This is a genomic window from Arenibacter sp. ARW7G5Y1 (assembly GCF_003201775.1).
Lineage (GTDB): Bacteria > Bacteroidota > Bacteroidia > Flavobacteriales > Flavobacteriaceae > Arenibacter.
The window spans coordinates 201032-223520 of sequence record NZ_QJJZ01000004.1 but is presented as its reverse complement, the minus strand read 5'-3'; the positions used below and the strand labels follow the sequence as shown (position 1 = coordinate 223520).

Annotated in this window: 14 protein-coding genes and 1 pseudogene; 11 read left to right on the top strand and 4 right to left on the bottom strand. The window is 40.4% G+C overall.

Annotation, left to right across the window (positions count from 1 at the left end; all coding sequences use genetic code 11):
• Positions 1-3: 3 nt before the first annotated feature.
• From C7972_RS07920 to C7972_RS24395, 3 genes and pseudogenes are all read left to right on the top strand, one after another.
• Entirely contained in the window at positions 4-660 is a 657-nt protein-coding gene (locus C7972_RS07920; protein ID WP_110355675.1) for a fibronectin type III domain-containing protein, read from the top strand.
• A 632-nt stretch (positions 661-1292) separates the two neighbouring features.
• Positions 1293-3587 carry a GH92 family glycosyl hydrolase gene (locus tag C7972_RS07915; RefSeq protein WP_110355674.1) on the top strand — a complete coding sequence of 765 codons (2295 nt, stop codon included), beginning with the start codon at positions 1293-1295 and terminating at the stop codon, positions 3585-3587.
• A gap of 156 nt (positions 3588-3743) precedes the next feature.
• A pseudogene (locus C7972_RS24395) lies at positions 3744-4121 on the top strand (glycoside hydrolase family 92 protein); the annotation flags it as partial.
• On the opposite strand, the gene C7972_RS07905 reads toward C7972_RS24395, so the two are convergent.
• Both C7972_RS07905 and C7972_RS07900 read right to left on the bottom strand, forming a co-directional pair.
• A complete protein-coding gene (locus tag C7972_RS07905; protein ID WP_110355673.1) occupies positions 4113-5150 on the bottom strand; it encodes a LacI family DNA-binding transcriptional regulator in 1038 nt (345 codons plus the stop codon). The pseudogene C7972_RS24395 and the gene C7972_RS07905 sit on opposite strands and share 9 nt — an antisense overlap.
• Before the next feature lie 57 nt (positions 5151-5207).
• Positions 5208-5759 (bottom strand): RNA polymerase sigma factor, encoded by a 552-nt coding sequence (locus C7972_RS07900; protein WP_110355672.1) that lies wholly within the window; start codon positions 5757-5759, stop codon positions 5208-5210.
• Between the two features lie 188 nt (positions 5760-5947).
• On the opposite strand from C7972_RS07900, the gene C7972_RS07895 reads away from it, so the two are divergent.
• From C7972_RS07895 to C7972_RS07870, 6 genes are all read left to right on the top strand, one after another.
• Positions 5948-7120 (top strand): FecR family protein, encoded by a 1173-nt coding sequence (locus tag C7972_RS07895; protein ID WP_110355671.1) that lies wholly within the window; start codon positions 5948-5950, stop codon positions 7118-7120.
• A 195-nt stretch (positions 7121-7315) separates the two neighbouring features.
• A complete protein-coding gene (locus tag C7972_RS07890) occupies positions 7316-10681 on the top strand; it encodes a TonB-dependent receptor (RefSeq protein WP_258364794.1) in 3366 nt (1121 codons plus the stop codon).
• 11 nt (positions 10682-10692) lie between these two features.
• Positions 10693-12528, top strand: a complete 1836-nt coding sequence (locus C7972_RS07885) for a RagB/SusD family nutrient uptake outer membrane protein (protein WP_110355670.1) — start codon at positions 10693-10695, stop codon at positions 12526-12528.
• 104 nt (positions 12529-12632) lie between these two features.
• Positions 12633-13310 (top strand): basic secretory family protein, encoded by a 678-nt coding sequence (locus C7972_RS07880; RefSeq protein ID WP_258364793.1) that lies wholly within the window; start codon positions 12633-12635, stop codon positions 13308-13310.
• Between the two features lie 16 nt (positions 13311-13326).
• Positions 13327-14283, top strand: a complete 957-nt coding sequence (locus C7972_RS07875; RefSeq protein WP_110355669.1) for a hypothetical protein — start codon at positions 13327-13329, stop codon at positions 14281-14283.
• A 12-nt stretch (positions 14284-14295) separates the two neighbouring features.
• Positions 14296-15684, top strand: coding sequence for a discoidin domain-containing protein (locus tag C7972_RS07870; RefSeq protein WP_110355668.1), 1389 nt, complete (start codon positions 14296-14298; stop codon positions 15682-15684).
• A gap of 350 nt (positions 15685-16034) precedes the next feature.
• Here C7972_RS07870 and C7972_RS07865 read toward each other — a convergent pair whose 3' ends face one another.
• Both C7972_RS07865 and C7972_RS07860 read right to left on the bottom strand, forming a co-directional pair.
• Positions 16035-16445 (bottom strand): two-component system response regulator, encoded by a 411-nt coding sequence (locus C7972_RS07865; protein ID WP_110355667.1) that lies wholly within the window; start codon positions 16443-16445, stop codon positions 16035-16037.
• Positions 16446-16872: 427 nt separating this feature from the next.
• A complete protein-coding gene (locus tag C7972_RS07860; protein ID WP_110355833.1) occupies positions 16873-19260 on the bottom strand; it encodes a transglycosylase domain-containing protein in 2388 nt (795 codons plus the stop codon).
• A 775-nt stretch (positions 19261-20035) separates the two neighbouring features.
• Here C7972_RS07860 and apaG point away from each other — a divergent pair.
• Complete coding sequence (gene apaG / locus C7972_RS07850) at positions 20036-20422, top strand: Co2+/Mg2+ efflux protein ApaG (RefSeq protein WP_110355832.1); 387 nt, start codon at positions 20036-20038, stop codon at positions 20420-20422.
• Positions 20423-20631: 209 nt separating this feature from the next.
• Positions 20632-22260, top strand: a complete 1629-nt coding sequence (gene pruA / locus C7972_RS07845; RefSeq protein ID WP_110355665.1) for an L-glutamate gamma-semialdehyde dehydrogenase — start codon at positions 20632-20634, stop codon at positions 22258-22260.
• Positions 22261-22489: the final 229 nt, after the last annotated feature.

Below are 22489 nucleotides of genomic sequence, written 5' to 3'. Positions count from 1 at the left end.
GCTATGAAGAAGTCGAATATATTTTATCTTATGGCCCTTACATCGGTATTTCTTGCTTGTGAGGGCAAGTTTGAACCAAGTAACAGTATAGGCAAGGTTAGCTTACTGCTCCCCGAAAACAATAAACAATGTTTTGGAACAAAGTTGGAATCCAATAAGATTGCCGTAGAATTTGATTGGAATGATGTTGACCAAATTACAAGCTACAACATTAACTATACGGATGGAGTAACTGGGGAATCTAATTTACTTACCACTACTGATTCCTTTATTTCCATTGAATTGGAACCGGGTACCCTTTATACATGGAACGTAACCGTTACGGATGATTTTGGACATTCCGAAAAAAGTGAAGATTTCAGTTTTTACACGGAAGGTCTGGCAGATTCAAACCATGTGCCTTTTCCTGCAGATATTAGGTTACCAGAAAATGAAAATAATACTGTAAATGTTTCATGGGAAGGAGTTGATCTAGATAATGATATCGACTATTATCAAGTATATTTTTCCCAAGAAAACCCTCCTGCCCTGTTCCTGGACAATACCATTGAACAATCTTTCAATGCCAGTGTAGAAACGGGTGCAACCTATTATTTGAATATTGTTACATTTGATGAAAATGGAAATTATTCAGACTCCAAGGTTACTGTAACGTTTTGATGCCCCAGTATTGTCCTTCTTGTTGGAGAGGTTGCGATATATATTTTAATTAATTATTCCAATATTCATGAATGCTATGCATTTGGGCTATGCACGAAATAAACGGTACACGCACTTGAAATAATAAACTCTAACTTTTTATATTAGGTAAACAACTTTCGGGATCGATCCAACCTAAGGTCCTCAACAACTCCACATAAATTTTATCATCGGAATTTCGCTGTAAATTTATTCATTCAAGGTAAAAGTATCAATGGAATCAATCCAAGATCCGAAACAGATTGAAGCCGTTTTCAATTTCAATATTGGCCTATAACCATTTTTTTTCATGCGCTTTTCCCACAACCTACTGTAAGGTGCAACACCAACCAATTGAAACAATTGTTTCAAAAAAATTTGCTAAATCGATTTAGTATTTTGTATTATTGTATTCCCAAAACGACCTAAATAGCACCTACAGAATTAAAACGGTGCTCATAAAAGCTTTGCTTACAGACGTTCAGAGACATATAATGTTGCAAATGAATTTTCACATCGGTCGGCAATAGTATTGTTGAACCCATACAACTGCCAGGTGGGTGATTTCATCCTGCCTATAAACTAAGTTAAACTCAAATTACCCTACAAAAAGTATGAAAAAACCAATCTCTCTCCTATTACTTATCCCGGTACTCCTTACCACATCCATTGCTCAGGAAGTGGTGATCGACCATATAGACGAGCCAGCTGAGTGGGCAGATCCCTTAATTGGAACAGATTCCGATTACCGTTTATCCAATGGAAATGTCTATCCTGCAATCGCAATGCCATGGGGCATGAACTTCTGGACCCCTCAGACCGGTGAAATGGGCAACGGTTGGGCCTACACCTATGATGCTACCCAGATCCGTGGCTTTAAACAAACCCACCAACCCTCACCGTGGATGAACGATTATGGACAGTTTTCAATAATGCCGGTTACCGGCAAAATTAGGTTCCCGGAAGAGGAGCGTCAAAGTTGGTTTTCACACAAGACGGAAACTGCCAAGCCATACTATTATAGTGTTTATCTGGCAGACCATGACGTAACAACCGAAATAACCCCAACCGAAAGGGCGGCCCGGTTCCGTTTTACCTTTCCTGAAACTGATCAGGCTTCAATAGTAATCGATGCCCTAGACCGTGGGTCTTTTGTAAAAATTATTCCGGAAGAAAATAAGGTTATTGGCTACACCACCCGTAATAGCGGAGGGGTTCCTGATAATTTTAAAAATTACTTTATTATTCAATTCGACAAACCTTTTGAACTGAAAAAAACTTTCAGCGATGGCACTCTTAGCAATACATTGGAAGTAAAATCCAATCATACCGGAGCAATTATTGGTTTTAAAACACAAAAGGGCGAACAGATCAATGCAAAGGTAGCCTCTTCCTTCATCAGCTTTGAGCAAGCAGCACTTAACCTGAACGAAATTGGCGATCATAATTTTGACTCACTGAAGGAAAAAGGCAAGAAGGTCTGGAATGACGAACTTGGCCGTATAAAGGTTGAGGGAGGTACACCCGCACAATTCAAAACCTTTTATTCCTGTCTCTATAGATCCTTATTGTTTCCGCGAAAATTTTATGAATACGACAAGCATGGCAACGTTGTACATTATAGCCCATATAATGGAGAGGTAAGAAGCGGATATATGTTTACCGATACAGGCTTCTGGGATACTTTTAGAGCATTATTTCCTTTCTTGAACCTAATGTATCCCGAACTGAACGCCAAAATACAGGCCGGTCTTTCCAATGCATATGATGAAAGTGGTTGGTTACCGGAATGGGCCAGTCCAGGATTAAGGAATATTATGGTAGGAAACAATTCAGCTTCCGTGGTTGCCGATGCCTACATTAAATCTGATGGAAAATTCGATTACAATATCCAAAACCTTTATGACGCCTTGATTAATGGTGCCAATAACGAAGGCCCAATGACGGCAGTTGGCCGTGCAGGAGCACCTTACTACAAAAAACTGGGGTACGTACCCTATGACGTGGGAATTAACGAAAACGCGGCACGTACACTAGAGTATGCCTACGACGATTTTGCCATATATCAATTGGCTAAAGCCCTAAAAAAACCTAAAAAGGAAATTAAAACCTATAAAGAGCGTAGTTTAAACTATAAAAAATTATTTGACCCCGAAACCAAATTGATGAGGGGGAAGAACCAAGATGGAGAATTTATGAAACCCTTTAATCCATTCAAATGGGGCGATGCCTTTACCGAAGGAAACAGTTGGCATTATAGTTGGTCCGTGTTCCATGACATCCAAGGCTTAATAAACCTTATGGGCGGCGAAAGCGACTTTATTGGCCAACTGGATAAAGTTTTCTCCCTTCCCCCAATATTCGATGATAGCTATTACGGTGGAGTAATCCACGAGATTCGCGAAATGCAAATAGCCAACATGGGCCAATATGCCCACGGGAACCAGCCCATTCAACATATGATATACCTTTATAACTATGCCGGCCAACCCTGGAAAGCGCAAAAATGGGTTAGGGAGACTATGGACAAGATGTACCTTCCATCCCCGGATGGTTATTGCGGTGATGAAGATAACGGACAAACCTCGGCCTGGTATGTTTTCTCGGCATTGGGTTTTTACCCGGTAACACCTGCCACCGACCAATATGTATTGGGTGCTCCACTGTTTAAAAAGACCACCATTTACCTTCAGAATGGAAAGGAATTTATTATTCACGCACCAAAAAACAGTAAGGACAATAAATACATCAAACATATAAAGCTCAATAACAAGGAATACAACAAAAATTACCTCCTTCATTCCATGGTTATGGAAGGTGCCATTTTGGATATCGAGATGGACAGCACCCCCAATAAACAGCGCGGAACTACCAAAGATGCCTACCCCTACTCCTTATCGAACGAATAAAAAATTTCTACAAACTGTAGTCAAATGATCAAGTCCATAAAAAATAGGCCTTATGCAATTTTAGGGATATGCGCAGTTACATTAAGTTCATTTTCCTAAAAGAACACGACCGTTACAGTTCCTTTTGAAACCAATTACGTACAATATGTAGACCCTATGATAGGTATGGCCAAAATGGGCCATACCTACCCTGGGCCACCGTGCCTTATGGCAGTGTACAATAAAGTCCGGATGTATATAAATACTGTGCCGGTTGTCAATACGGGGACAGGACAATTGTTGGTTTTAGTAATACCCATTTTAGCGGAACTGGGCATTCGGACCTGGTAATTTATTGATCATGCCCACAACTGGACCCCTAAAATTAAATCCTGGGACCGCTGCCGACTCTGAAAGCGGATACCGTTCACGGTTCCCACTTCACAGTGAAATAGCCGAAGCCGTTTATTACAGCGTTGTGCAGGACGATTACCAGATCCAAGCCGAACTAATGGCAACCGGGTGGGAATTCACCATTACACCTTCCTAAATTCCGCTACGGTCCTTTAAAGGCATTGAACTTTCCCTGTATTCTATATCACAATCCAAGGTATGTATCTTAAAATCCGTTTCATCATCCACTTGTGGCGACTCAATTTTATCTACGATCATCTCCATCAAAAGCTCCCCAAATTTCTTTAAAGGTTGTGAAATGGCAGAAATTGAAGGAGAAAACAATTTAAAAAGAATACTGTCATCAAAAGTAAAAAAGCCTTTGGAATTTAAATAGGACGGAAATTCTTCCTTCATAAGTTCCAAAGCACTTACGGCCAAATAGTTGGTGCCAAAAAACATAGCATCAAAATCATTGGTTTTTTTCATTAGTTGCATTAATATGTCCTTTTGCGCAAGACTATTTTTCACATTGGTCGGAATTTCCACGATTATCGGTTCCAACCCATGTTCCTCCAATGCCAGGCAATAGCCTTTCTTGCGGGCCATCATTTGTGTCTGCAAAGAATCTATGGTTAAGAAGATAATTTTGGTAAACCCATTTGTAATTAGATGTTTTGTTGCCGCATAGGTTGCCTGTTTATTTGCCGCAAGAACAGCACTTACCTTAAGGGCAGGAAAATATCGATCAAACAAAACAACTGGTACCCCTTCTTGGTCCATTGCCCTGATCTCCTTTTCAACACCCGGAGACGGAACAATAATATATCCATCCACCTGCCTGTCCCTGAATAGCTTTAAAAGAGCTCTGGATTTTTTGTCATCGTTGTCATTACTACAGAACAACACCCTATACCCCTTTTTATAGGCAACATCTTCAATTATCCTTGCCAGCTTGGAATAGATATCCTCGACCATGACAACCAATACCCTACTTTTTCCCGTCCTTAAACTTCTTGCGATGGAATGTGGTTGGTACCCTACCTTTTCCACATATTCCAATACCCTTTTGGTTAGTGCCTCACTAATCCGTTTTTCCTTGGCTTTTCCATTAAGAATAAAAGATATGGTTGTTCTGGATACCTTTAATTCTTGTGCGATATCTTTTATGGAATAACGTTTTTTCTTCATATTGTTGATTCTTGGCCCACTTTTAGGTGATACTGGATAATGGTTACTAGTTATTTCCTATTCTTTGGATTCCATACCATCTCCCTGAAAACCCGCCCGAATCTTTATATAGGCGATGCGCATCTGGGATTCTACTGTCTTTATTGAAATACCCAGTTCATTTGCAATTTCCACGTAAGATAATCCCTGAACCTTATGAAGCAATAAAACTTGTTTACATCTTTCTGGAAGTTCATCGATCAACTTCCAAAGTTGGAAATGTCTTTTGGACCGAAACTCGTCATCTTCAGCAATATTTTTAATCATACTTACATACTTCAGTTCCTCCAAGGCCGAAACATGACGTTTTTCCTTTTTTATCCGATTTAGAAATCTGCGATAACCCATGGTAAATAAAAATGCCCTAAGACTGGAACCTCCACGTAATGAAGAGCGCTTTTCCCAAAGTGTAATAAAGCAACCTTGGGCAATATCCTCCACAATGGCCCTATCAAAAAGTCCCATAGTCAGCAAAAAGGAACAAAGGGCCTCATAATGCTCTTGAAAAACCTGTTTAAAGGCATCATGGTCTCCATCCCGTAATTTATCCACCAATTCCACCTTAGCCATCAATAAATGGGATTATATCAAAAAAAATAATAATGGCAAATATCATTATAATCGATTGTTAATTAAATATTTGAATAATCGCTGACTTATAAAATCGCGAACAAGTTAATCGATTTAGCAAAAAAATATACTATATGGTTAAGGGTTTTTTAAATTTATGTTGTTTTATGAATAAGAAAGGTTAAGAAATGGAAAAATTAAGGGAACTCATTGGGAAATATTTTTCTGGGAGCATTACTAAAAGTGAGCTTAGGGAATTGGAATCGCTAATAAAAAATGATGCCAACAGGAAGGAATTTGAAGAATTTGCCAAAGACCAATATCTGCTAAACCGTGAGCTACCCTCCTTTGATGTGGAAGGTGGTTTTGCCAACATTCAGGAAAAACTGGCCAAACCCAAAAATAGGAAATACCATGTATTCTTAAAAGCAGCTGCCGCCATTTTGCTGCTAATTGGTTTATCCAGTGTATTAAAAGTGTTCTACAATGGCAACTCCTCCACTAACTTGGAAATTCCAGAAAATGCCATTACTATTCAATTGGAAGATGGCACTGTAAAAATACTTTCTGAAACCGAATCCGAAGTAATCACCAATGACAAAGGACAAGTAATTGCCAAAAAGGACCATGGAGTTATTAACTATAGAAAATTTAACGATAAGATTGTCGACCTCAACGAACAATCTGTTATATATAACGAGATCTCCGTGCCCTTGGGGAAAAAGTTTAAACTCATTCTTGAAGACGGGACCTTTGTAACTATAAACTCTGGAAGTAAGATTCGTTACCCCATAGCCTTTGCCGTTAACGCCCCAAGAGAGGTTTTTCTAGATGGAGAGGCCTTTTTTGAGGTGACAAAAGATTCCGAAAGACCATTTCAGGTTTATCAAAGAGGCTTGAAGGTCGAGGTGCTGGGTACCCGTTTCAATGTAAACGGATATGCAGAAAATAGCACGGTGAATACAGTTCTCATTGAGGGTTCCGTAGGACTTTCCAATGATAAAACTTCAACTTCAAACACGAAAATGCGTATCATAAAACCAGGTGAAATGGGGCTTTTTAACAATAAGTCTTCGGAAATCGATGTACAAAAGGTAGATGTAGAGGAATTTGTTGCCTGGATAGACAACAGACTTGTCTTCAAGGTAAGGCCGTTCGAAAATATACTTAAGGTGCTGGAAAGGCATTTCGATGTAAAAATCAACAATGAATATAAACAACTGAATGACAAACGATTCTTCGCCAAATTTGATAACGAGACCATTGAAGAAATATTCCGATCCTTTCAAGAAAGTCAAGCGTTTGAATACAAGGTGGAGGGTAGGGAAATTACCATTTATGAACCTCTAAAAACCAAATAAAAATGTAATAGAAAAAAACCTTTAAAAAACTAAACAACTCATTACTACAAAAATAAAATCGGGAAATGCTGCAAACATTCCCCGATTATGAAAGTAATGATCGCTCAAATCATTAACTAATTATTAAGCTAAAGTATGAAAATCCTAATTAATTGGAATCGTACAGATTCCTTTTTACCCAAAAACATCCCTCTTATGATCAAATTTTTGTTTTTGGTACTCACCAACGTTTGGCAGATACCAGCTGCAAACCCCAGTGCGGAAACCAATTTTACATTAACGGTCCAAGATGCCGAAATAATGACGGTACTTGGAAAGATCGAAACTATGAGTGAATATAAGTTTCTTGGCGATTATGACCTTATAGAAAACTTTCCGAGAATAACCGTAAATATTAAGGACAAGAATATCCATGAAGTGTTATCGCTCTTATTTGATCATACAGATATTGCATATACCATTTTAAAAAATCAGATTATTTTAAAAAAAGGTCCGAGGACCAATCAACTGAGCCCTTCTTCCTATCTACAAAACCCAACAGTAACGGGATCTGTAACCGATGCCGAAACAGGTATCCCAATTCCAGGGGTCAATATTGTGGAAAAAGGTACTCTAAATGGTGTCGCTACGGATTTTGACGGTAATTATAGTATTGAAGTTTCAAACGATGCGGTTTTGGTCTTCAGTTATCTAGGGTACTCGACCTTAGAAATACCTGTAGAGGGAAAAACAACCCTCAATGTGAAGCTAACGGAAGCCGCCAGTAGTTTGGACGGAGTTGTGGTTGTTGGGTACGGGACACAAAAAAAAATTAGTTTAGTAGGGGCCCAATCAACTGTTAAGCCCAAAGAAATTGAACAACCTGTTGCCAACCTAAGTACGTCTCTGGCGGGTAGAGTAGCTGGTTTAACAGGGGTTCAACGCTCGGGATTGCCAGGATACGATGGGGCCGATATTTGGATTCGTGGAATCTCAACTTTTGGCAATGCCTCCCCTCTTATACTGGTAGATGGGGTACAAAGGAGTCTTGACAATATCGACCCACGGGACATAGATTCCTTTACTGTATTAAAAGACGCCTCTGCTACAGCCATCTATGGGGTAAGAGGTGCCAATGGGGTTATCCTTATCGAAACAAAAAAAGGCATACAGGGCAAACCTTCCGTCTCGGTAGACTACTACGAAGGTGTAACCCAATTTACCAAAATGCCCAACTTGGCAGATGGGGTCACCTATATGCAGTTGGCCAACGAAGCCTTGGTAACCAGGGGCAATGTGGCCCGATTTTCAGATGAAACAATACAACGGACCGCCTCCAACATCAATCCATTATTGTACCCCGATGTTGATTGGTTCGATACTGTTTTTAACGACTTCGGAAAAAACCGTAGAATCTCTTCCAATGTTAGTGGCGGGGTAGAAAATTCCCAATACTATGTATCCATAGGCTATTATGATGAAACTGGCCTATTTGTTACGGATGGTTTGGAAAGTTACGATTCGGATACCCGATATAAACGATATAATTTCACTTCAAACCTTACGGTAGACATTACCCCTTCCACCAAAATGCTCCTAGGCCTACAAGGATATCTCTCCGAGGGAAATTATCCCGCCGAGGATGCTTCAAGCATCTTCACCCAGGCAATGTTAGTGCCTCCTGTGGAATACCCTGTACTTTACCCTGGTGGTTTTGTTCCTGGGCGTAGTTCCAATGGCGACCTACGGAATCCCTATGCCGATGTCGCTTTAAGGGGACTTAGGACCGATACTCGTAACCAGCTGTATTCCAATTTAAGGCTAACTCAAAATTTGGACGTATTAACGGAAGGATTGTCCATAACCGGTATGTTTTCCTTTGACGCCTATAACAGAAACAATATTAAAAGATCCAAAAGAGAGAATACCTATTATGTAGATCCTAACTTTCCCTATACACAGGATGGGGAACTCTTACTAACTGAGACCTACACCGGATCGGGCAATTATTTAGGTTTTGAAAGACCCATAATTGACAACAGGCCTACCAATGGAAATACACGGAGGTTTTATTTGGAAGCCGCATTGAATTACAACCGCAGTTTTGACGAACATGCCGTTACCGGTTTATTGTTGTTCAACAGAACGGATTATACTGATGGTTTTGCGACCGACTTTACCTCCTCCATACCATATCGTAACCAAGGCTTTGCAGGACGGGCAACCTACTCCTATGACAATAGGTATTTTGCCGAGTTCAATGCTGGTTACAATGGGTCGGAAAACTTTTCCCCCAATAATCGATATGGTTTTTTCCCTTCAATAGCTGCTGGTTGGGTCATTTCCAATGAAGACTTTTTTGAACCTCTTAGCAACACTATCGATTATTTAAAAATAAGGTATTCAGATGGTTTGGTAGGCTCGGACTCAGGGGCTGGCCGCTTTGCTTATTTGAGCCGGGTAGAAAACGGCCAAGATGGCTATAACTTTGGCGAAAGTATTAGATATGTAGGCGGTATAGCTGAAACCTATCAAGGAGTGGATGTTACTTGGGCAGAATCCAGAAAACAGGATCTAGGTCTGGAAGTCACTGCTCTTGACAACAGCCTACGACTAATCTTTGATGTATTTAAAGAACATACCGAAGGGGCCTTCCTATCTAGAAGTGATGTCCCCAATTACATAGGTTTGGTTTCCGATCCTTCTGGAAACCTAGGGATAGTGGACAATAAGGGTTTTGATGGAACTTTGGAATACAATAAAACTTTTAATGATCTCTACCTAGGGTTCAGGGGCACCTTCTCTTACAACAAAAATAAAATTATAGAGAATGGCCAGCCAGAACAACCATATTCTTGGTTGGATCGTAGGTCCAGCGGCCTCCTATCCCGATGGGGATATGTGGCAGAAGGGCTATATTCACTCACAGATGACACCAATGAAGATGGGTTCATTACACCGGAAGATGGGGAATACCCAACCCAATTCGGGCAGATCATGCCTGGGGATATCCGCTATAAAGACCTCAACAACGATGGTAAAATAGACGCTTATGACCAAAGACGGATTGGTGATGGCGATGTACCATTCTTTACCTATGGTTTTGGCATAAGCAGTAAGTATAAGGGTTTCGACTTAAGCTTGTTCTTCCAAGGACAGAGTCAGGCCGACATTATGTTGTCCGGAACCGGTATCATGCCGTTTAATGGCGATGGGGGCCGTGGAAACCTTTTTAGTGTTGCTACCGATAGATGGACAGTGGAAAATAATGACACCAATGCCATGTATCCACGTCTATCCTATGGATCTTCGGGAGTGGGTCAAAACAACAATACCCAACCTAGTTCATGGTGGATTCGTGATATAGATTTTCTACGGTTAAAAACAGCTGAACTTGGATATACCTTGCCAGGAACCATCAGCGATAAGGTAAAGGTGAAAAATATTCGCCTTTACCTAAGGGGGACCAATCTTTTTACGATCAGCAAATTTGACCTGTGGGATCCAGAGCTATTAACGAGCAATGGTGGCGCCTACCCCAATATTTCTGTAGGTTCTTTAGGAATGTCCGTTCAATTTTAAACAACATAGCCATGCATATAAACAACATAAGAATTTTAGATAGAATTCCGTTAACAAACCTTTTTCTTTTAATTAGCGTGCTAATTGTTTTAGGTGGATGTAACGATGACTTTTTGGACCAGGTCCCCGACGACCGATTAACATTTGATGAGACCTTTTCCAAAGAAAATACGGTAGAGGAATATCTGGCCAATATTTACAACAGGATCCCACAGGAAACCAATCAGCGTTTCGTTACAAATGGTAATTCCGGACCCTGGACTGCTGCCTCTGACGAGGCCGAATACACCTGGTCCTTTGTTTGGAGCAACAATATGAATATAGGAACATGGGACGCCACAACCTCCGAGGTAAGTTCGTTATGGTCTAACTTTTACCGCGGTATCCGTGCAGCTTCTACCTTTATACAAAGTATAGATCAATGCGAAGACTGTTCTGATCAACGTATTCTCCAATACACTGCAGAGGCAAGGACTTTGCGCGCCTACTTCTATTATAATCTGATAAGGACATGGGGACCCGTTATTTTAATGGGCGAAGAACCAATAGATCCTGACGCGGATCTAAGCGGACTTCAAAGAGCCACCATGGACGAAAGTGTTGCCTATATCGTTGCCGAACTTGATAAAGCTGCCAGTACATTGTCCGGGCTGGAATTTAGAGGGGCCAATGCCGGAAGGATGTCTCGTCCGTTTGCCCTTGCTATCAAGGAAAAGGTGCTGCTTTTAGCGGCCAGCCCTTTGTTTAATGGCAACACCGATTATGCCGATTTAATGAACTCCGAAGGCACTCATCTCATTAATCAAACTACAGATAATGATAAATGGAAGCTAGCTGCCGATGCAGCCAAAGCATTTATTGAGGAGTTTGTGCCAACCGAATTTAGTCTCTATACCGAAAATAATGAAAATGGGGTTTTTGATCCTTATCTATCCACACGTAATGTAATGTTGAAAGATTGGAACAGCGAAATAATTTACGCTAGAACCCGAGCGAGCAATTATAGACAGTATGAAATGACCCCTTACCACAACGGTTATGCCAGTGAAATAAAAGGAGGTGGTGCCTTGGGTGCAACCCAAGAAATGGTAGACTCCTATTTCATGGCCAATGGAAGATCTATTGAAGATCCTACTTCCGGTTATCAGGATACAGGTTTTTCCAATTACAAAGCTCCATATGACTTTCAAGAACGGGAAACCTTTAATCAATGGGTCAATCGGGAACCTCGATTTTATACTGGTATCACTTACAACAATAGCTTATGGATGGTACGTAATTACGGGGATGCCATCACAGAAACCTGGTACGGGGGCAACTCCGGCAAGGAAGTTGGTGGCAACGATTATTCTACCACAGGCTATATAGTGAGAAAGGATATGGTGGTTGACACCTGGTCCAATTCCAACAGAAGTTTTAGCATGATCAGATTGGCCGAGATATACCTAGACTACGTTGAGGCCCTTAACGAATACGACCCTGGAAATGCCGACATTTTAATTTATCTGAATGCCATTAGAACTAGGGCCGGAATCCCCGGATACGGCACTATGGGCTTACATGTCCCTGCTGATCAGGCATCCATGCGCGAGGCCATCCACAAGGAAAGAAAGGTTGAGCTTGCCTTTGAAAATGTTAGGTATTTTGATATCAGAAGATGGAAAGTGGCCCAAGATATCCTCAATGGGGAAATTCATGGTTTGGACATTAATACTACCGATGAATCGGAGTTTTACAATGTGGTTCCTTTTGAAACACGTGTCTTTACCAATAAACACTATCTGTGGCCCATACCACAGGATGAGATCAATACCAATACCGATTTGATCCAAAATACCGGATGGTAGTTAGTTAGTTTTTGCTTTTATTAAGTTGATCGGGTTTCCTGTTTGTTCGGGAAATCCGATTTACCAAAAACATTGCAAAATTAGTTTCACCAATAATAAAAAAAATGAAAATAAATACCATTGCCATACAGCTTTATATTTTGGCCATGTTCGTAACAGGGGTATCTGCACAAGAGATTCAAAATTTTAAGAGACATGGAGTAGAAATTCAATTCCACAATGAAGACCCTAGCATTGACAAGGCAATTGTGAAAAAATTTGTCTCGACTATTTTTAAAACCTATCCCAAGTTGATGAAGCGTTTTAATAAAAATGCGCGCACTGATCTAAAAGTAAAGATCGACACCTCTTACAATGGAGTGGCCTATGCACAAAATGGTGCTATAACCATAAGTTCCAAATGGATACATCAACATCCTACGGACATAGATTTGATAACCCATGAAGGGATGCACATTATCCAGGCATATCCTAATGGTTCCGGACCTGGATGGCTTACAGAAGGTATAGCAGATTACGTGCGCCATGTGTATGGCGTTGACAATCAGCGTGCCAATTGGTATCTAACCCAATACAAGGATGGGCAGCACTATACCAATAGTTACAGGATTACCGCAAACTTTTTGGTATGGACTACGGCTAATTTTGACAAAGAACTTGTTAAAAAATTAGACTATCACCTCCGGGAAAAGACATATACACCAGGTTTATGGAAAAAATATACCGGTAAAACCCTGGATCAACTTTGGAAATTGTACGAAGTGAACCCTTCCATGTCTTAAATAACAAAATGATATCATGATAGTAAAAAAACAGCACATACTTTTTATTGTTTTATTGGCAATTTTTGTACTCCCTATATCAGGATGTTCTTCCAGTGAATCAAAAAAAGATAAAGAGGCATTCCATCAGGAAGAGGAGGATACTAGCGAAGGGGACCCCTTTGCCGCACCGGAAAAATGGCAGGAACACTGGTTTGAACACAAACAGTTGGTCCATCTAGTATATTCGGATGAACATTTGGCACTTTATTTTGACAAGGATGTTGACCAGTCAATCCAATGGCCCAAGGCCTATTTGGGAAAAGTCTGGAAGTACATAAAAAGTGTATATGGGGAATTTGGGGAAGACCCTAAGCTCTATGCCATATTACATACTGGAAAATATTCTGGAGGACATCCTTCCCCCTATATGGATGCAAGCCATGATTTCAGAAATGTGGTAGATTGCGGCCCCTATACCTGGTTGGAACCCAGTCCGGAAGAGGGACTTAGCATGATGATCCATGAAATTGGACATATTGTAGAAGGAGCGGCAAACGGTATTAAGGAAAATCCTGCTTGGGACATTTGGAAAGATAGCAAGTGGGCAGAAATCTTTATCTATGATGTCTATAGGAACACAGGACAGGAAGAATATGCCGAATATACCTTCAATAATCTAATGGAACAGGTAGATGATTATCCAAGGCCTGGTACTCAATGGTTCAAGGATTGGTTTTACCCAATATACACTGAATATGGAGGAAATAAGGTGTTAAACCGCTTTTACGAACTTCTGGCTCTTCACTTCCCCAAAAATGCCGAAGGAAATCGCTATACAAGGCGAATGAACATGGGAGAATTCGTTCATTTCTGGAGCGGTGCAGCCGCCGCGGATTTACAACCCCTGGCCGAAAATGCCTTTGGGTGGCCGGAGGAATGGAACACCCAATTAAAAGAAGCAAAATCCACTTTTTATAATATTAATTATTAAAACGAAATTAAGATGAAAAATAAATTATTAACCATATATCTGGCCAGCCTTATGGCTTGCCTTTATTCATGCAATACAGACGACGTTCTCTCCGATATTGAAGGACTCCCTGTGTCCGTTATAAACGATGACCCAGACGGTGCCCCAGATCGGATTTTGGCACAGACCTGGAATAATCGTAATGATACCCTATATAGACAATACTATGACGATTACGTTGCCGTATATTATGACGATAAGGTAGAGCGGCCCTTGGAATGGCCTTACCGTTTTCTGAACAACCTTTGGGAATTTACCAATGACACCTACGGAAAACTAGGAAACCAACGTTTATATGGAGTGTTCCATACAGAGGGAACACCTTTCAACACTACCTATTTTAACGAGGAGCATGGCGGTAGAAATATTATAGACATTCCATTAAATGGCAGTGAAATGACCTCAGACAACACGGACACCATCATTTTGGAAGCCAGTCAAATTGTGGAATCGGCCACCAATAATACTTACGGCTCTCCGGCATCCAACCTTTGGGGCGACCAATGGAGCCAATCATATTTATATGATGTATACTCCAATCTAGGAATGACCGAGGACAGCCTAAGAGTGTACGAAAAAAACATTTCCACCATAGTGGACTACCCCAGTCCCGGCTCCAACTGGTTTAAGGATTGGTTCCTTCCAGTATACAAGGATCATGGTGGTAGCGCCGCATTAAGCCGTTTTTTTAAAACTAGCAGTGAGCGATTTCCAAAGCTGGACGGCTCCTATACCTCCCAAATGAACATGGGCGAATTTGTACATTTTTATAGTGGCTCGGTAGGTTCTGATCTGCAACCCTTAGCTGAAAGTGCTTTTGGATGGACAGAAGAATGGGCCACGGAACTTATCCAGGCGAAAATGGACTATCCGGACATGCCGTATGAATTTGACCCCGTAACGGAAATTGTCGACATTACCGAGGAGGGCGCAGCCTTAATTACCGTAAACTATGAAAACCCGGGAGGTCCGGACGCTGGTGAAGGCTCAAAGAAACTAATAGACATGGATACTTCTTCCAAATACCTAACATTTAATTATGCGGCCGATTTGTTCTTACAGCAAATTTTTGGTGGAGAAGCCCAGATAGTCAATAGATACACACTGACCTCTGCAAACGATGCCCCTTCAAGAGACCCTAAAACATGGCAATTATTAGGATCAAATAACGGTAGCGACTGGACCGTTCTGGATAGCCGGACCAATCAATCCTTTGCCTCTAGAGGACAAACTGTTGAATTCTCCTTTGGAAACGAAACGGCCTATACTTTTTACAAATTGCTTATTACGGAGAATAATGGTGACGGCCTCTTCCAACTTGCAGAATGGCGTTTAAAAGTCTTGCGTTTAATTGAATCATAACCGGATATTAAGAAAAAATTTGTTCGTTGTACGTTCAATCTACCATGCATAATGCATGGGTATAACAAAAATGGATGGTCTTTATTATTAGGAACATCCATTTTTGTTACTTAAAATATTAATCAGAAATATGTGAAAATCATATTTATCATACCAGTCTACATTGTTCCAATTATATTGTAAACAACGGTAAAAACCTATATAATATTCGAGGGCTCTCAACTATATTGTAAAATGTTGATGCATATTACCACAATTCAAATTGTGTGGACTTCATCCACCAGCAGGGAAAGACAGATCACCACAAAAAACTACAAAACAAACAAAGCCAATATTTTCACAACAAGGTTTTAAGCAGCACCCTCTGTTTCTATGGTCTTGAACAGATCTGAGAGAATGGATTCTGACAGTGGCTTCACTATAAAATCTTTTACAATATCATACGTATTGGCCTTTTCAATATCTTGTTTATCAATTGAAGAGCTCACTATATACACCCTAGGTTTTCTCTTAATGGGCAATTTTACAAATTCATCCAAGAATTCCCAACCGTCCATAATGGGCATATTCAAATCCAAAAAAATCAAATCGGGCAATTGCTCCCCACCTTTGACCATTGCGGTAAGGTTTTCCAAAGCCTCCATTCCATCTTCATGTACAATAACCGAAGAACAAAAACTACTGTTGTAATTTAATAGAACTTTGGTCCCATAAACAAAAATGGGATCGTCATCAATAATGCAAACTGTCTCTATCATCATAACCTTAAAAAGTGTATAATAGCATATTCAAATCGCTGGGCATCGTTCTCTCCGAAAGCTTAAAGTGTGTTTTATCAATATACAACAATCACAGAAATGATGACGAGGATTTCTCGCTTCTTGGTTGGGTAAGTCTATATTTTTATAAAGTACTATTTTTCCTATACGTGGGTTTCAGCAAATGTAAGAAAAAATTATAAGCCAAAACCATGTATTTTTTTTCAACCACTTACATTTCAATGGCTAAAGTTATATTTCCATGAAAGTTTACACCACTTGGCCTACCCCCCGATATTTCTTAGGGCATAGAGCTCCTTCTATAGGAATATAAACATAATCACCCAAAGGATAGTAAGTTTTTAAAAAAAATCCACTCTTATGAACCTTAACCTTTCCCAAAAGCACAGCGAGAATAGTTCCTGTTTCCCTACTCAACCTCTGTATTGGATATATCGATGTTGGTTGTGACACTATCCTTTACTATAGAATCCAAGGGCATCCCGCCGGGTACAATTCCTTGAATACTATCTATTTCTATAGGCTTATCCTGTAAGATGGCAAGGGTGTCCTTAATTCGCAATTCCTGTAAATAAGTAGAATCTGTTTGGGCCAGTTCATAAGCCTCCTTGGCATCGGATGCTACGAAAGGCCTACAAGGAAAATAGTCAAAATCGTACTCAAAATTGCTAAGCAAAGGTCTTTTCCAATAACTCAAATTTTTAAAAATGGAAGCTACGATTGGCAGGGCTGTATTGGCACCAGATCCCATACTAGTAGATGCAAACTGTACTCGTTTGTCAAAGGTGCCTACCCAAGAACCCACAACCAGTTCCGGGGAGCAACCAATAAACCAACCATCCCCATTATTTTGGGTAGTTCCGGTCTTTCCAATAATATTAAAAGGAATTTCATAGCCCATTAAACGGGAGCCAGTGCCATCCCTAACAACACCTTCCATCATTTTTTGCAAGGCCTTTATATTTTCTGTGCTCGCCACCCTTCCTTTGTATTGTGGTTTTGCTTGGAACAAAACATTGCCCTGTTCATCTTCTATGCGATCAATGGCATAGGGGCTTATTTTGTTACCACCATTGGAAATACTGGCATATGCGGCTACCATTTCCAATAAACTGATATCGGCCGTGCCCAATACTATGGACGGTACATTGGGAAGTTTTGATGCAATACCCATTTTCTTTGCCTGCCCCAAAACCTTCTCCGTTCCGATCTTAAGTTGTAGGGTCACCGAAACCGTATTAATGGAATTTGCCAAAGCGCCGTGCATCGAATAACTACCGCCATACTTATTATTCGAATTTCGCGGTCTCCAATCCCCGTATTGGGAATATGTAATTAGGGTATTATCGTAATAATTACAAGGATCCTCCCCTGCCTCCAAAGCTGCCAAATAGGTAATAGGCTTAAAGGTAGATCCTACCTGCCTTGGTGTAACAATATTATCTGTTTGGCTAAATCCATAATCGATACCCCCTACATAGCCCATTATCCTACCAGAATTGCTACTAACCGCTATAACGCCGGCATGTAACCTATTGATACTTTTGGCGATTGAATCTTCCAACGACAGCATTTGCTCTTCATACCCCTTACCGATCACCCAATATTTTCTTTTATGTTTTTCACCGACAAAGGCCGCAATTTCCTCCTCGGTCCTACCCCTTTGTCGCATCTGCCTTACCTCCCTATTTTGATCGACTAATTGTTGTAGCAACACCTCCCTACCACCCTCCGTGGTCGCTGCCGCCCAATACCTGTCCATGAGTTTCTGGAGATTGTCCGCCTGTCTATGCAAGGCAGTTTCCGCATATTGCTGAATGTTGAAATTTAAAGTGGTATAAATATTTAAGCCATCCGCCTCAAGATCGTAAGTATGTCCATCGGGAGAAGGATTATCCTCAGCCCACTCAGCAAATTCCGTTGCCACATAATCTTTGAAGTAAGCAGAGAAAGAAGATACTTTTTTAGGGGTCTGATAGTCTACCTTCATTGGCGTTCGGGCCTCCTGAAAGGTTTCCTCCGAAATATATTTGTGTTTTAGCATTTGGGAAAGAACCACATTACGTCTCTGTTCGGCCCTTTCCGGAAAATTTCTCGGATTATAGTAGGACGGAGCCTTTAGGAGGCCCACCAAAGTGGCACTTTCCGGCAAAGTCAATTTCTCTGGTGCCCTATTAAAGAAACGAAATGCCGCCTTTTCTATGCCATAGATATTTTCCCCAAAGGAAACTGTATTAAAATACAGCAATATAATATCCTCCTTGTCATAAATACTTTCCAATCTTCGGGCAATAAATATCTCCCTAATTTTATTGATCGGCGTAGAAAGAAAAAACTGTTTCTCCCTACCAAACAAATTTTTGGCCACCTGCTGGGTAATGGTACTCCCACCACCGGCATTTTGCTGCAAAATGATGGATTTTATCAATACCCGTGCATAACTCCTGTAGTCTATCCCCCGATGCTCATAGAAGCGTGAATCTTCGGTGGCTACCAGTGCCTGTATTAGGGCAGGTTTTATTTGTGAACTATCGGCATTTGATCTGTTTTGAAGGTAATAATACCCGATGGGCTCCTTATTGGAAGCATAGATGGTTGAAGTGACCGGATTTTTTAAGCTCTTTAAATAAGTTTTGGTGGGTAATTTTCCAAAAGCCCCTAGGTAAATAAGCACAAAAAGTAAACACAGTGTACAAAAGCCTGTAATAACCACATATAAAAATGATTTAAAAGGATGTTGCCGAACATAGGACATTAACCTAAGAAAACCGGCCCAGGTTTGCCCTAAAAAATTCATTACACCTTCATACACCATATTATGCTTCTACAAGTTTCCACAATTAAAATTCCATTGCAAAATAAAAGGTATTAAACCTCAGCGCAAGCCTGCCTTTGTCGGCAGACAGGCCTGTCTGCCGACAAAGGTAGGGCCCAAACCCAATAATAGGAATCGACCCTTGGGTCGAGGTATTGAACCTAGATCCCGCCGAAAAAGGCGGGATTAGTTCAACTTGCAATTTTAAATGCGTCATACTGACTTCTCAAAATTGAGTTTCACTAATAAAAATAATTCAATATTCATTAACTGCTGCCATTTTCATCTTAAATAAATTTTAGCGGGTTTACCCAAAGTTACATTCAATACCCCCAGTAGTTACAAATTCATTAGTAATTTAATTACAGAAAAAGATAGAATAAACAGGATACCCGCACTATTTCCCAACAATGGTTCCGGTTTTGGTGCAGAGACCAACCGTAATGATTTACATCAGAAATAAATATGATTACAACGATTATATAAACATTAACTTTTAGAATTAGTAGTTGTTATTTATCTTGCTGAATAATTGCGTATTGGAGGGCACACATTCATTATTAAAAGAATGATAATTTTAAGATAAATTGTAGTATTTGCGCTTTATCTTTGTAAAACAATGTGTAATTCCTTTGAGGAAGGTAGATTGATTACCGTAGTTAAATACGTATTTTTTAAATACAGTATTTTATATATAATGGCATTATAATTGTATGCATACAACGGGAAGTTTGTTTACATAATAGAATCCGATCTTATGATAACACAGGTAACAAAAGGCATTAAAATTTCGGTAAACACCAGTTTTGAAGGAACTTTCTTCAAAAACTACAAAATGCATTTTGCTTTCGGCTATACCATAACCATAGAGAACCAAAGCAAGGACTCGGTTCAATTGACATCACGTCATTGGCAGATTTATGATTCCTTAAATGAATTGGAGGTATTGGACGGGGAAGGGGTAATTGGGAAGAAGCCGGTCATTAAACCTGGGGAGTCCCACACATATAGTTCCGGTTGTCTATTGGCTTCCACCATTGGGGCTATGAAAGGCCATTACAATATGGTAGGCATAACCAATTCCGAGAAATTCAGGGTATACATCCCCACCTTTAAATTTAGTGCTCCATTTGCCCTAAATTAAAATCACAACTCTACTTTTTACTTAATATTTCCATGATTTTGATTTATGGGAAGTGATTGGGATTGGAAAAGTGCCAATCTTACTGATCCCCATAACCTAATAAATGGAATGTTTTCGCCATATCCCAAAATTCACTTAGCACTTAGCTTTATTTTCGCTGGTGCATTTAGTACCTTTGCCATTAATTTGAACCTAAAAAAAATAATATCATGGGCAAAGGGTTTTTTCAAGTCCCCACGGCATATAACGAACCAATTAAAAGTTATGCCCCCGGAACTCCAGAGCGGGAAGAAGTACTAAAACAATACCGTATCTATTTCAATGGCAATGCAGACATTCCAATGTACATAGGCGGAAAAGAGGTAAGAACTGAAAACACATTAACCATTTCCCCCCCGCACGATCATCAGCATATCGTTGGCCAGTACCATACTGCCAACAAGGAAGACGTGTCCAACGCCATATCCAATGCTTTGGAAGCAAGGAATCAATGGGCAGACCTGGAATGGGAACAACGTGCTGCTATATTTCTAAAAGCCGCTGAATTGATATCAGGTCCCTATAGGGCAAAAATCAATGCCGCAACTATGATTGCGCAATCCAAAAATATACATCAGGCCGAGATCGATGCCGCCTGTGAACTTATAGATTTCCTCCGTTTCAACGTAGAATACATGTCCCAGATCTACGAGGAACAACCAGATTCTGCGGAAGGTATATGGAACAGGGTGGAATACCGTCCATTGGAAGGTTTCATCTACGCCATAACCCCCTTTAATTTCACTGCAATTGCAGGGAACCTTCCCGCAAGTGCCGCAATGATGGGCAATGTGGTTTTATGGAAACCTAGTGACAGTCAGGTGTTTTCTGCCAAGGTAATCGTGGATATCCTTAAGGAAGCAGGATTACCCGACGGCGTTATCAATGTGGTTTACGGTGATCCGGTAATGATTACAAAAGTAGCATTGGACAGTCCGGATTTTGCTGGAATTCATTACACTGGATCCACCCATGTATTTAAGGAATTGTGGAAACAGATCGGGAACAATATCCACAAATACAAAACCTACCCTAGGATTGTTGGCGAAACCGGAGGTAAGGATTTTATTCTTGCACACCCTACCGCCAACCCAAAACAAGTTGCAACTGCAATTGTAAGGGGGGCTTTTGAATTCCAAGGCCAGAAATGTAGTGCAGCCTCTAGGGTTTACCTTCCGAAATCCATATCCAAGGAAATATTGGATTATGTAAAAACAGATGTGGAATCGTTCAACAAACCAGGTTCTCCAGAGGATATGGGCAACTTTATAACGGCCGTAATCCACGAAGGTTCATTTAATAAATTGGCCAAGTATATTGACCAAGCCAAAAAGGACAAGAATGCCGAAATTTATGTAGGAGGAAATTATGACAAATCGAAAGGTTACTTTATAGAACCTACCGTAATTGTAACCACAGATCCAAAATACACCACCATGGAAACCGAACTTTTCGGTCCTGTGGTCACGATTTACATCTATGAGGACAAGGATTGGTCCACAACGCTAAAATTGATTGACAGCACCTCTGAATATGCACTTACCGGTGCCGTACTCTCAGGAGATCGTTATTCAATTGCCGAAGCCACCAAAGCATTGCAAAACTGTGCCGGCAACTTTTACATCAACGACAAACCCACCGGTGCCGTTGTAGGTCAACAACCATTTGGTGGAGCACGGGCATCTGGTACGAACGACAAGGCCGGTTCTGCCCAAAACCTTTTGCGTTGGGTATCCCCAAGGTTGATAAAGGAAACCTTTGTAACCCCTGTAGATTACAGATACCCTTTCTTGGGATAAAGGTATAAAACCAAATTTCCAAGGCCCGTATTTGCTCTTTGCAGATACGGGCCTTACTGTTATAGGGTTCTTATGGCTACCCTATTGGTTAATATATACCATCCAGGGTTTGCTCTGTAAAAGTCATAAAATGGGCCGCCTAAAACCATCAAAACCCCTAAAAACCTAGGCCAAAAGACAGATTTAACATAATTTAAACCAATCTTCAGACAATTATAATGTAAATTTA